Origin of the sequence: Citricoccus muralis (genome assembly GCF_029637705.1) — a bacterium.
In the GTDB taxonomy this organism is placed as follows: Bacteria; Actinomycetota; Actinomycetes; order Actinomycetales; family Micrococcaceae; genus CmP2.
The window spans coordinates 1,751,933-1,764,617 of record NZ_CP121252.1 but is presented as its reverse complement, the minus strand read 5'-3'; the positions used below and the strand labels follow the sequence as shown (position 1 = coordinate 1,764,617).

The window sequence follows — 12,685 nt, the reverse complement described above, 5'->3', positions numbered from 1 at the left end:
ATCAGCCCCGGCTCTTCAGCTGGGGAACTGGCCTCGGCGCACCTGCGGCTTGGGCAGACGCAGACGGCGCAACTGCATGGCGCGCATGGTGCCGTACCAGCGCACACCGGGCTCTACCACGCCGAACTTGCGTTCCAGCTCGCTCTTGAGCTTGCGGTTCACCCAGAAACCCTCGAGCACCACCAGGCCTACGGTGGCGAGCATCAGGATCGTGGTCGCACTGATCAGCGCCTGAATCGGAATGAATGAGAGCACCAGAAACACCAACACGATCAACATCAGCCACTCGCCAATGCCGTAGCGGGCATCCACGTAATCGCGGGCAAAACGCTTCTGGGGGCCGCGGTCACGGTAAGGCATGTGCCGCTCGTCGCCGGTTTCCATGGCGATCCGCATCTTGGCGCGCTGCTCTGCCACCGCCTGTCGCTGGGCGGCACGGGCGGCCTTGCGATCGTCCGGAACAAGAGGCCGCTTCCGAGCGGCTTCCTGATCCTTGCGCTTCGGGGTGGGCCCACTTTTACCGGTGGGGCCAGCTGCGCGCTGCTCTGCGGCGGTCTCCTCGACCGTCTCCGCCGACTCAACGGCCGAATTCTCTGAGTTCTTTTTCCGTCCAAACACCCCACCAGTCTACGGGCTCGCAGACAACGTGATGTCAGGCACTACGCTGAGAGAATGACTTCACAGCACCTGACCGACGAAATCCGTGCCGTCGTGGAAGAACGATGGGACGAAACCCTGCGCACCTTGACCGAACTGGTCGCCATCAACGGCATCGCCTGGCCCAGTTTCGATCGCGAGCCACTCGAGCGCTCTGCTGACGCCGTCGCGACCCTACTGCGGGATCTCGGCTTCGACGATGTCGATATCGTTGCTGAAACCGTTACTCACGATGGCGAGGTGGTACTCGGCGGTCCTGCGGTGCTGGCTCAGCGCCCGGCCGCTCCCGGAAAACCGACGGTGTTGCTCTACGCCCATCACGACGTTCAGCCCGTGGGAGACCGGAACCTATGGGAATCGGAACCGTTTGTGGCCGAGCAACGGGGAGACCGGCTCTATGGTCGCGGCGCCGCCGATGACAAAGCCGGCATCATGGTCCACCTCACCGCCGCAGCGGTGCTGTCTCAGGTGCTGGGCGCAGACCACGGACTCGGCATTCGCTTCTTTATCGAGGGTGAAGAAGAAGCCGGTTCACCCACGTTCCGTCCTTTCCTGGAACGACATCGTGACCGTCTGGAAGCCGACGCCATCATCGTCGCCGATTCCTCGAACTGGAAGATCGGTGTCCCGGCGCTGACCACCTCTCTGCGCGGACTGGTGGACGGGATCATCGGAGTGCGTGTGCTGAACCACGCCGTGCATTCCGGAATGTACGGTGGACCGATTCTCGACGCCCCGACGGTGCTGGCACGGTTGATTGCCACACTGCACGATTCCTCTGGTGCGGTGGCGATCAAGGGCCTGGAGGCACAACACTCCACGTCCCTGGACTACCCAGAAGTAGATTTCCGTCGCGATAGTTCGGCGGTAGATGGTCTTGAGTTGGCCGGGAACGGTCCCTTGGCCGATCGCCTGTGGAACCAGCCAGCGCTGAGCATTATCGGCACGGATATCCCCAGCATCGAGATGTCGTCGAACACGCTATTACCCACGGCGCGGGCGAAATTCTCCCTGCGACTAGGTCCCGGCCAAGAACCTCACCAGGCGTTCGCGGCGCTGAAGGCACATGTCGAAGAACAAGACCTCGGCGGAGCCGAAGTCTTCATCGAGGCCGGGGAGTTCGGCCAGCCATTTCTCACCGACGTCAGCGACCCTTCAGCGCAAAAGATGCTGAAAGCGTTGGAAACAGCCTGGGGGATCGCGCCCGTAGAGGCGGGGATGGGCGGTTCGATTCCCTTCACCGCGGATCTGCGCGAGGTTTTCCCGCAAGCCTCGATTCTGATCACCGGGGTCGAGGACCCGGACTCGCGAGCGCACTCAGCTAACGAGTCTTTGCATCTTGGTGAGTTCAAGAATGCCATCGTCGCGGAAGCGCTGTTCTTGGCGGACTTGGCTGAAAGTTGATCTGCACGAACTCACAACACCGTGCTGGGAATGAATCAGGGTCAGATCAGTGTTGTAATAGATCAAGAACGTGTCTGCACATTGCACGGATTGACGAGGAGTAGACCATGACCGCAGGAACCGAAGAAACCACGGTGGAATTGCCCGAGACTCAGCCGGCTGAGGGGTTGCCCGAGCACGAAGTCCAGCTCTCCGATTTGGCGGCCGAGAAGGTCCATGACCTCCTTGAGCAGGAGGGTCGTCCCGACCTGCGTCTGCGCGTTGCTGTACAGCCCGGCGGATGCTCGGGTCTGATTTACCAGCTGTATTTCGACGAGCGGGTTCTCGACGGTGACGCTGTCCGCGATTTCAACGGAGTTCAGGTGATCGTGGACAAGATGTCCGTTCCATATCTTGCCGGTGCTTCCATCGATTTCGAAGACACCATTCAGAAGGTCGGCTTCACCATTGACAATCCCAATGCAGCAGGATCGTGTGCCTGCGGAGACTCTTTCCACTAAGAAAAGTCACGCGACGGCGAAACATCACGGCGGGTCACGAGCAGTTTTTGTTGGTGACCCGCCGTCGTCGTGTCATGGTTACTACACAGGGTCGAAAAGAACTACCATGGACTAGTAATCATCGTGGTCAACCTGTGCCCTGGCTCAAATCCATCTGGCAAAAGCCTGTAGGCTACACGTAGACACATCGCACTCAATGTTGAAGAGGAAGGGCCGTCTGTGAGATCGCAGAATCTAACCGGCAGCCAGGGCAAGCGTCTCCTGAAGGGGGGAGCGCTGGCCACCGTCGCCATCCTGGTGCTGACGGGCTGTTCAGAGCAGGTCCAGCGCGGCTGGCTGCCAGGCAGTCGAGACACCACCAACCACACCGCCGCGTTGACTGATCTCTGGGTGGGGTCCTGGGTTACCGCGCTCATCGTCGGTCTCATCGCCTGGGGCCTAATGCTGTGGTGCATGGTGGCGTACCGTCGTCGCAAGAACGACGTCGGCTTCCCTCGCCAGACGGCTTACAACATGCCGATCGAGACCATGTTCACCATCATGCCGATCATTATTGTGTTCGTGCTATGGGGCTTCTCTGACCGCGTTCAGCGTCAGGTTGACACCCCCGTGGAGGACTCGCCGCTCGTTGTCACCGTGTACGGCAAGCAGTGGGCCTGGGACTTCGACTACGAATACGAAGGCGAAGAGCGCCACTACTTCGGCACCCAGGCGTACCTCACCGGTGAAGAAGGCGTCGAAGAGACCCTGCCCACGATGTACCTGCCGGCTGACGTCCCGGTCGAGTTCCGTCTCAAGACTCGCGATGTGATCCACTCCTTCTGGATCCCGGCCTTCCTGCAGAAGCTTGACATGATCCCCGGTCAGACCAACCACATCTACCTGACTCCTCAGGAAGAGGGCATCTTCCAGGGCAAGTGTGCTGAGCTCTGCGGTGAGTACCACTCCGAGATGCTCTTCAACGTTGAGGTCGTCTCCGAGCAGGAATTCCGTGACGAGCTTTCCCAGATGCCTGAGGGCTTGACTGGCAACGAGCTCAACCGAAACCCGAACGAAAATGAGGACGGCTGGCAGGACCAGGAAGTTCCGTTGGGCGACCCCGAGCGGGTTGAGGAGTAACCATGACAACTTACGAATACGCACAAGATGAATCGCAGGCTGGAACTCAGCCGCGCGTCGTGCCGGTCTCCAAGGGACGGATCATCGTCAACTGGCTGACTACCACTGACCATAAGACGATCGGGTACATGTACCTGATCACGTCCTTCCTGTTCTTCTGCATCGCCGGTGTGATGGCTCTCGTCATCCGTGCCGAGCTTTTTGAGCCAGGTATGCAGATCCTGCAGACGAAGGAACAGTTCAACCAGTTGTTCACCATGCACGGCACGGTGATGCTGCTCATGTTCGCTACGCCGCTGTTTGTTGGCTTCGCGAACGTCTTGGTCCCGTTGCAGATTGGTGCTCCGGATGTGGCCTTCCCGCGTTTGAACGCCCTGGCCTTCTGGCTCTTCCTGTTCGGCTCGCTGATTGCAGTTTCGGGCTTCTTGACCCCCCAGGGTGCTGCATCCTTCGGCTGGTTCGCTTATGCGCCACTATCGAACACCACGTACTCACCGGGTATCGGTGGTGACCTATGGGTCTTCGGGCTCGGCCTGCAGGGCTTCGGCACCATCATGGGCGGCGTGAACTTCGTGACCACGATCATCTGCATGCGTGCTCCGGGTATGACGATGTGGCGTATGCCGATCTTCACCTGGAACGCTCTGATCACGGGCATCCTGCTCGTCATGATCTTCCCCCCGCTAGCTTCGGCACTGTTCGCACTGGGCATGGACCGGCGCTTCGGTGGTCACATCTTTGACCCGGAAAACGGTGGCGCCATCCTGTGGCAGCACCTCTTCTGGTTCTTCGGTCACCCAGAGGTTTACGTGATCGCTCTGCCGTTCTTCGGTATCGTGTCGGAGATCATTCCGGTGTTCAGCCGTAAACCGATCTTCGGTTACAAGTCACTGGTTTTCGCGACCACTGCCATTGCCGCACTGTCCGTGACCGTGTGGGCTCACCACATGTACGTCACCGGCTCCGTGCTTCTGCCGTTCTTCTCACTGATGACCATGCTGATTGCAGTGCCAACAGGTGTGAAGTTCGTCAACTGGATTGGAACGATGTGGCGAGGGTCTATTACCTTCGAAACACCCATGTTGTGGTCGCTCGGATTCATGGTCACCTTCCTGTTCGGTGGTCTGACTGGTGTGATCCTGGCTATGCCGCCTCTGGACTTCCACGTCTCGGATACCTACTTCGTGGTGGCCCACTTCCACTACGTTGTCTTCGGTACTGTCGTGTTCGCCATGTTCGCTGGCTTCTTCTTCTGGTGGCCAAAGTTCACCGGCAAGATGCTCAACGAGCGTCTGGGAAAGATCCAGTTCTGGATGCTGTTCGTCGGCTTCCACGGCACCTTCCTGATCCAGCACTGGTTGGGTGTTATGGGTATGCCGCGTCGTTACGCCGATTACCTGGTCGAGGACGGCTTCACCGGGATGAACCAGTTCTCCACCGTGTTCGCCTTCGTCCTGGGTGCATCGATGATCCCGTTCTTCTGGAACGTGTACATCACCTCGCGCAAGGGCAAGAAGGTCACTGTGGACGATCCGTGGGGCTTCGGTGCCTCGCTGGAGTGGGCAACTTCCTGCCCGCCGCCGCGACACAACTTCCACGCTCTTCCGCGTATCCGCTCCGAGCGTCCTGCGCTGGACCTGCACCACCCGGAACTGTTGCCCATGTCGCCTCAGAACAAGCCTGAGGTGTTCGGAGAAAAGGCGGCTGCATCGCGATGAAAGTAAACATCAAGCTCTTCACCATCCTCGGTGTCTTCTTCATCATCATTGGGACCATCTACGGTTTCTGGGTCCGCTGGACCGAGTGGGCCGGCATCCCAGCCCTTTATGCCGTTGGCGTTATGGTGCTGATGGTCGCGTTCTACCTTCAGCTCACGGATAACAAATACGGTGATGGGCCGTCTGATCAGGCCGAGGGCGAGATCAGTGAGTACGCTGGCGAATACGGTCGCTTCGCACCCTGGAGCTGGTGGCCACTGGGCCTGGGTACCGCATGTGCCATCGTCTTCGCCGGTCTGGCGATCGGCTGGTGGGTCTTCTACATCGGAGTTGGCGCAGCACTGTTCTTCCTGGTTGGCTGGGTCTTCGAGTACTCCAAGGGAGATCACGCCCACTAAGGGATATACCGTTTCACCACGAACGGGGTCCTCCATCAGAAATGATGGAGGACCCCGTTTTTTGTGTGTTTGGAGGCCGCACGGCCCACTGCGGTCGGTGTTGGAATACAGGTTTTGACGCTGGTAGAGAGCAGGTAAGCATCCAAAACTCCGGAACGCTATGCGTCAATTTGAGTCCAGCCGTTGGTGGTACCCAGATCACCGGGGTTCGACGACACTCGCATGATGTTGCATGAAGTCGGTTGAATATTCGCTCTGACTGGGGCAGTTGTTCGTGCGTCTGGGCACCGGGAGCTTTAACTACGGAGGGTGACGCTGAGCGCCAGTGTCAACGACGGCTGAATACTATCTCCTAGACGACAGTTGATTTTTGACCCTTTTGGGTTGAATCAACAGTCATCCTAAGGGAGTGATTACTGTGGAACAGTGGGCAGAGTTCCGTGTCGACGACGGGTGAATAGTGGGCACGTAGCGACGGATGAAAACTGGACAGTTTCATCCATGCTAGGGGGCATGATCACTATGGAGGATTGGGCTGAGATCCGTCGTGCTGCATCGTGTGGAGAAGATGCCGAGGAAGCAGATCGCTGAGCGAATGGGTGTCTCTGGGACCTCGGTGTGTCTTGCTCTTGAGTTAACAGAGCCACCGAAGTACTAACGAGCGTCGAAGGGCTTGATGGTAGATTCAGTGGTCCCAGTGAGCCATAGGCTACTTAAAGGCGCTCTGAGAATGCCAGCGACCGTTCGTTATCGCGGAACGCTTGCAGTGGCAGCACTCGATGACGATTCTCAAAGATCGCGTGCGTCAGATCCGTCCTTTGTATACCGGGGTAGTTCCAACGGCCCGGTTAGAGCATGCTCCTGGTGAATATTCGCTTGGTTTGGCGCTGTGGTTCGTGCGTCCGGGGGCCGGTAGCCTGAACCACGGATCGTGACGTTGGGGGCCAGTAATGGCGTGCTTGGGGGCCAGTGGTGCTTACGCTCCTTCCGTCGTGTATATAGGGCACATGACGGAAGGAGCAATCATCAATGGTACGAAAGATCAGAGCAAAGCTGATTCTGCAGTTACGGGCTGAAGGCCTATCGGGCAGAGCAATCGCTACTTCACAGGGCATCTCACGTAAGTCCATCACGGAGGTGTTGGAAGCCGCTGATAGAGCAGGCATGCGGTGGGACGAGATCGTCGAGAAGTCTGAGAGTGAGGTATACGCGCTGTTGTTCCCTGGCCGGGGTGAACATCAGAGTGTGTTCGTCCAGCCAGACTGGGATGACGTCCACCGGCAGATGGCCCGGGTGTCAACGACGGGTGAAAATTGACCCCATAGCGACAACTGAAAATTGACCCCTCCGAGCCTAGGTTTCTTTGGTTAGGTCTGTTCGTTGGTAATGATGAGGTCTTGTCGGTTTTTCGCTCTGTATGAGTCGCCGGTGAGTGAGAGTACTTCCGCGTGATGCACCAGCCTGTCGATCATCGCGGAGGCCACCACGTCATCACCGAAGACCTCTCCCCACCGCCCGAAAGCCATATTCGAGGTCACCAATACAGAGCCTTGTTCATACCGGTTCGCAATAAGCTGGAACAAGAGATTCGCTGCTTCCGCGTCGAAGGGTAGGTAGCCAAGCTCATCAATGATCAGAAGTTTGTATCGCTTCAGTCGACGTAACTGCTCAGACAGAGTCCCTGCTTGATGCGCTTGCCCTAAGCGCTGGACCCATCCGCTAGCGGTATCAAACAACGTGGGATACCCATGCTGACAAGCCTTGACCCCTAACGCGATGCCTAGATGAGTTTTACCGACTCCTGGAGGGCCCAGCAGGATCACATTCTCGGCTTTAGGAATGAACGTCGTGGTGGCTAAATGCGCCAACACGTCCCGGCGTAGCGAGGGCTGGTAATCACAGTTGAAGTCCTCGATCGTTTTCATCGAGGGAAAATGCGCGCCAGCTATACGCAACGCGGTCCCACTGGCCTCTCGATCAGCTACCTGTCGTTGCAGTACTGCAGCTAGATACTCTTCATGGGACCAGCCTTCGTCCCTGGCTTGCTGAGCCAAGGACTGCCAGACCTTACGGATCGTTGGCATTTTCATGACCTGAGTTAGATGCGTGATGGTTGAATCCAGCTCACTCATTGGCCATCTCCTGACTCATCAGGGCCAGCCAGGCCGAAGAGCTTGTCGTAATCGCTCAAGCTGCGCTGCTCTACCTGTTCCCCGAAGGATGGCCGACTGGATTGATTTTTACGGATCTGGTTGAAAGCCCGTCGTAGCCCGGCGGCCGCGTCAACATGATGGGGATCGATGATGACTTGATGCTTCGCCCAGCACCGAGGATGATCAGCAACCACCTGACGGTCACAGACACCGATGACTCGGTCCAAGGTCACCGTGAAATCCACCAGCCGGCCAATCATCGATGGATGCACCGAATAATCGTTGCGATCAATCCTGACGTGGTAGTCCCGACTGATCCGTATCCGTTGAGCGAACCCAGTCGATGGCGGCAACGGCGGCAACATGGTCATCGCTTTCAGGTCCTTGGCTAACTGGTCCTGGGGCTGTCCTTGGATGGAGCGCACCGTTCGCGCATTAGCCTGGATCAACCATTCACCTAGCTGGGTGTTGAAGTCCTGCGGTGAGCTGAAGTCACGCCCGGGCAAGAAGGAGGTCTCCATGAACTGGTTGTTGCGCTCGGTCTGTCCTTTGAACTCAGGATCACGTGGTGGAGCCAAGAGGATCTTCGTGGCTAGGGCGCCACAGAACGCGGTCGCGAGATCTGTCACCTTACCCTTACCGCCGATCGCGGATTCTCGATCCCAAATCAGTGTTTTAGGCACGGCACCGACCTGGCTAATCAGCTGCCACATCCCTGCGGTGAGATCAGGACCCTGCCGGGTCGGAATCATCACCGCGCTGAGGTAGCGCGAATAGGACAACGTCATCACTAGCACCGGCAACATCGCCGCCTGCCCAAAACCTGGCGCATAGCGTTAGATGAAAGCGCTGGTCTGGGTACCTGGAAGCGTTGTTCTGGGTATGTGGTAGCACTGTGGTCTGCTGAGGAGTAGCGGCGTCGTCCGGCGCTGCTTTCTCTTCTAGATTCATGGAAGCAGGCCTTCATCGTGGTTGATTACAAGAAGATCATGTCTCTGTTGCTGGAGTCGCGGTCTTATCGAGATATCGCTGAGTCCTTAGGATGTTCTCAACGAGACGTCGCTAAAGCCCGTGCGGTGATCAAGGAGCACGGCCTCACAGGTGATCAAGTAGCTGTCATGACCGTAGAACGGGTAGAGGAACTCTTCCCCGATCGGCGCCGACGAGTTGCAGGTGAGTATCTAGCGCCGGAATTCGGCCCGGTCGTGGCATCGATGCGTTCGAACCGTCACTTCACTTTGCTCCAGGGGTGGAGAACTTATCTCGGTGTGGCCTCCGAACTGCGGAAATACTCGTATTCTCAGTACTGCCACCTCTTCAGCGATTACGCGGCAAGAAACGATCTTGTAGCCACTTTGCACCATGAACTGGGGCTCCCCGCAAGTCGTGGACACGTGAACCACGTCACGCAGCCTGCGTAGACACTTCCTCCTGAACCCGGCCGGCACTGTGCTCGGCCCGGAACTTCTCCTCAAACTCCACCGGCGGGACCATCCCCAACGCCGAGTGCAACCGCCGCCGGTTATATACCACCTCGACCCACCGAGCGACTTCCCGCATCGCCTCAGCCCGAGTCTGCCAGACCCGGCGTTCGAAGAACTCAGTCTTCAGTGATGACCAGAACGACTCCGACATCGCATTATCCCAACACACTCCAGTCCGGCCTACCGACTGCTTGAGCCCCAGCTCCACAGAGGCCTGATGCAACTGCGCTGACGTGTACTGCGCTCCTTTGTCGGCATGAAAAATGACGTCATCTGGAACCATTTCTCGTAGCGTATGAGCCATCCTCAACGCTCGTTCCACGAGGTCAGAATCTTGTCTGGCATCCATCGCCCAGCCGAGCACTCGGCGTGAGCACCCATCGCGGATGACGCACAAATACACGAACCCTTCCCACGTGCGCAGATACGTAATATCGCTGATCCACACAGCATCCAACTCACCTCGGTCCCAGACTCGTTTCACGAGGTCCGGAATGTGATGAGTCGCCACACCCGGCAGTGTCGTCACCGGCCGAAACCGACGTGGACTGATGCCTTCAAGGCCCTGCCTGCGCAACGAAGCCGCGACCGTCTTCTCGTCCACACTCACGCCTTGTCGAGCCAGTTGCGCTGCCACCCGTGGTGCCCCATAGACACCATCAGACTCCGCATGAACCGCTGCGACTTGCCCGTCAAGATTCCGTTGCGCTCTCGCGCGTTTCGATGGCCCGGCCTGCCGACGTTTCTTCCATGCGTAGTACCCAGATTTCGTCACCTCGAGGAGCCTGGCCATCCGGCGAATCGCATAGTGGGCCTTCTCCGAGTCCATCAGCTCGAATTTCTCTTGTTTCGAGGCTTCGACGCGAAGAAGGCGGCTGCTTTTCCCAGGAACTCGTTGTCCTGTTTCAGATCGAAGTTCTCCCGCCTCAACCGTGCCAGTTCAGCCCGTTCGTCCTCGTTCAACGCACCCGTGGGTTCACCCTCGGCGCGGCGTCGGTCTTTCTCGGCTTTGACCCAGGTGCCCAGGGTCTGTTCACCGACTCCGATTTCCTTTGCCACCGCGGCGATAGACCTGCCGGTGTCAATGACGAGATTCGCCGCCTCGATCCGATATTCCGGGGTGAAAGAGCGACGCTGTCGCTTCTGGTCTGACATATTGAACATCCTTCCAGCAGGACTGCGAATCCCGCTAACTTGGGTGTCCACTATTCGAGGGTAGCCTCAATGAACCGGGGCGGGCGGTATTCATCGATTGGGCCGGTGACACCCTCCAGGTCTGCGACGCGGTCACCGGTGAAATCACCAAGGTCTACTTGTTCGTCGCGGTGTTGCCGTACTCGGGGTTGGTGTACTGCACAGGATGCACTGATATGCGTATGAACGCGTGGTTGAGCGCTCACAAGGCAGCTTTCGAGTATTTCGGCGGGGTGCCCCAGATTGTGGTCCCTGATAACGCGCCCACTGCTACTCACCGCCCTACCAAAGGTGAGTCTGCCCGGGTCGTGAATCCGAAGTACCAGCAGTTAGCCGATCACTACGCAACGGCGATCGTGCCTGCCAGGGTGCGCAAGCCTCGAGACAAAGCCGCCGTAGAATCTGCCGTTCAGGTGATCAACAAGCGAGTCATCGGATATCTCTGCGAAGACGTCTTCACGACCGTGACCGAGCTCAACACCGCGATCGCTGTTCGGATGAGGGAAATCAATGAAGAGATCCGCCGGGCTGATGGGACCACCAGGGCCGAACGATTCATGGCAGAAGAGGCATCTGCTTTGGGAGGCTTGCCTGTTGAGGGGTTTGAAGATGTTGAATACCGGCAGGTCAAAGTGGGACGGAATTATCATGTGACCTGCGATTATCAGCACTACTCAGTGCCTCACCGACTCGCAGGTCAATTGCTGCGAGCACGACTGACGGATCAACAGGTCAGTATCTTCGATGGCGATGCCATCGTTGCAGAGCACCGACGAAAACACGGCCGCCGGGGCCAGTACTCCACTGATTCCGCGCATGTACCCCTCCAGCACCAAGACGTCGCTGGCTTGTGGTCTCGTGATTGGTTTATCCGTCGGGCGGCCGCGTTTGGGCCGGCCACCGTGGAGATCATCACCGCGGTCTTAGACCGCCATAAGATCGAGGCTCAGGGGTATCTGGAGTGCCAGAACATTCTCGAGTCCCTGGGCAAGCGCGATAAGCAACGCCTCGAGGCTGCGTGCACGCAGTTAGCCAACCTGGGTGGGTATGCCAGCTATTCCGGACTCAAGCGACTCATGGCTGCCATTGATTCTGATACGAAAACATCTCGGCCACACAGGCCAGCAGCCGCCACCATCAAGCCCCAGCCGGCCGTCGATACCCTCGATCCAGCACAGATCTACGTGCGTGGAGCTGACTACTACCAGCAGGGACGGTGAACAGCGCCATGACCACGACACCGGCGAGCCCGGCCTTGATGAATTCAGTGTTCACTACCGAGGACAAAGAGAAGTTTCGTACCTTACGGATCACTCACTTGGCTGCGAAGTTCGAAGAACTCATCATCGATGAGAGCAACGACCACCTGACCCCGGAGCAAATATTCCTGGCGGCCGTTGATGACGCTTTAGACCAGCGAAGAGTGAAGAACATTCAGAAACTGCTCCTGGCTGCTCAGCTACCGATCATGCGGGCCTCGATCGCGGAGATCCATTATCAAGAAGGACGGAACATTACCCCAGCCAGGATGGCCCGCTACGCCGCACATGACTGGGCCAATGAGACCGCTAACCTGTTGATCACCTCGCCCACAGGAGGAGGAAAGACCTATATTGCCTGCGCGATTGCCGTAGCGGCATGTCACAACGAGCATAAAGTCTTCTACACCCGCATGGACGAGCTCGCTCGTCGTCTCGTCATCGCTCGAGGCGATGGCATCGCTCATCAGGCCTTGTTGAACCGGCTATCTGATGCGGATCTACTCATCATCGACGATTTCCTGACCGTCGGTATTGACCCTGAAGCCGCGAACGATCTTTTCGCGATACTGGCAAACCGAGAACACCGGGCAGCCACCATGATCGCTTCTCAAACCGGGCCCGCGTACTGGGCTTCAGCTCTCCCTGACAGAATCGCTGCGGATAGTATCGTCAATCGACTGGCGAATAATGCCCGCACGATAAACCTTGGCGACATTGATATGCGGCGCCACCAAGGTGAACAGACACGAGCGGCCCCTGGCTACTGGGAGTAGAAAAACTCGAGAAACCGACGACC

General features: G+C 57.9%; 11 protein-coding genes and 3 pseudogenes. 10 read left to right on the top strand and 4 right to left on the bottom strand.

Going from position 1 to position 12,685, the window contains the following annotated elements; translation table 11 throughout:
* Nucleotides 1–15 precede the first annotated feature (15 nt).
* Complete coding sequence (locus P8192_RS08085) at nt 16–618, bottom strand: DUF3043 domain-containing protein (protein ID WP_278156049.1); 603 nt, start codon at nt 616–618, stop codon at nt 16–18.
* A 54-nt stretch (nt 619–672) separates the two neighbouring features.
* Here P8192_RS08085 and P8192_RS08080 point away from each other — a divergent pair, with 54 nt between their 5' ends.
* The 6 genes and pseudogenes from P8192_RS08080 to P8192_RS08055 all read left to right on the top strand — a co-directional run.
* Complete coding sequence (locus P8192_RS08080; RefSeq protein ID WP_278156047.1) at nt 673–2,061, top strand: dipeptidase; 1,389 nt, start codon at nt 673–675, stop codon at nt 2,059–2,061.
* A 107-nt stretch (nt 2,062–2,168) separates the two neighbouring features.
* The gene (locus P8192_RS08075) at nt 2,169–2,561 is read left to right on the top strand and encodes a HesB/IscA family protein (protein ID WP_270105182.1); all 393 of its coding nucleotides are present in this window, start codon (nt 2,169–2,171) and stop codon (nt 2,559–2,561) included.
* Between the two features lie 219 nt (nt 2,562–2,780).
* Nucleotides 2,781–3,680 (top strand): aa3-type cytochrome oxidase subunit II, encoded by a 900-nt coding sequence (ctaC, locus tag P8192_RS08070; RefSeq protein WP_278156044.1) that lies wholly within the window; start codon nt 2,781–2,783, stop codon nt 3,678–3,680.
* A gap of 2 nt (nt 3,681–3,682) precedes the next feature.
* Nucleotides 3,683–5,398 (top strand): aa3-type cytochrome oxidase subunit I, encoded by a 1,716-nt coding sequence (ctaD, locus tag P8192_RS08065; RefSeq protein ID WP_270105184.1) that lies wholly within the window; start codon nt 3,683–3,685, stop codon nt 5,396–5,398.
* Entirely contained in the window at nt 5,395–5,796 is a 402-nt protein-coding gene (locus P8192_RS08060; RefSeq protein ID WP_278156042.1) for a cytochrome c oxidase subunit 4, read from the top strand. Before ctaD ends, P8192_RS08060 begins: the two co-directional genes overlap by 4 nt.
* A 1,029-nt stretch (nt 5,797–6,825) precedes the next feature.
* Nucleotides 6,826–7,098 (top strand): annotated as a pseudogene (locus P8192_RS08055) (IS21 family transposase); the annotation flags it as partial.
* A 65-nt stretch (nt 7,099–7,163) separates the two neighbouring features.
* On the opposite strand, the gene istB reads toward P8192_RS08055, so the two are convergent.
* Together istB and P8192_RS08045 are read right to left on the bottom strand one after the other, a co-directional pair.
* Nucleotides 7,164–7,928, bottom strand: a complete 765-nt coding sequence (gene istB / locus P8192_RS08050) for an IS21-like element helper ATPase IstB (protein WP_278156040.1) — start codon at nt 7,926–7,928, stop codon at nt 7,164–7,166.
* A gap of 130 nt (nt 7,929–8,058) precedes the next feature.
* Nucleotides 8,059–8,773: pseudogene (locus P8192_RS08045) on the bottom strand (Mu transposase domain-containing protein); the annotation flags it as partial.
* A 144-nt stretch (nt 8,774–8,917) separates the two neighbouring features.
* Here P8192_RS08045 and P8192_RS08040 point away from each other — a divergent pair.
* A complete protein-coding gene (locus P8192_RS08040) occupies nt 8,918–9,370 on the top strand; it encodes a hypothetical protein (protein WP_278156036.1) in 453 nt (150 codons plus the stop codon).
* Here P8192_RS08040 and P8192_RS08035 read toward each other — a convergent pair.
* A protein-coding gene (locus P8192_RS08035; RefSeq protein WP_431521094.1) for an IS3 family transposase occupies nt 9,354–10,588 on the bottom strand; the annotation gives its coding sequence in 2 pieces (ribosomal slippage) (nt 9,354–10,306 and nt 10,306–10,588; 1,236 coding nt in all). The genes P8192_RS08040 and P8192_RS08035 overlap by 17 nt on opposite strands.
* A gap of 83 nt (nt 10,589–10,671) precedes the next feature.
* Between P8192_RS08035 and istA the strand changes: the two are divergent.
* The 3 genes and pseudogenes from istA to P8192_RS08025 all read left to right on the top strand — a co-directional run.
* Nucleotides 10,672–11,208 (top strand): annotated as a pseudogene (gene istA / locus P8192_RS14540) (IS21 family transposase); the annotation flags it as partial.
* Entirely contained in the window at nt 11,185–11,847 is a 663-nt protein-coding gene (locus P8192_RS14535; RefSeq protein WP_431521174.1) for a Mu transposase domain-containing protein, read from the top strand. The pseudogene istA and the gene P8192_RS14535, both read left to right, overlap by 24 nt.
* 8 nt (nt 11,848–11,855) lie before the next feature.
* Complete coding sequence (locus tag P8192_RS08025) at nt 11,856–12,662, top strand: ATP-binding protein (protein WP_270105186.1); 807 nt, start codon at nt 11,856–11,858, stop codon at nt 12,660–12,662.
* Nucleotides 12,663–12,685 lie beyond the last annotated feature (23 nt).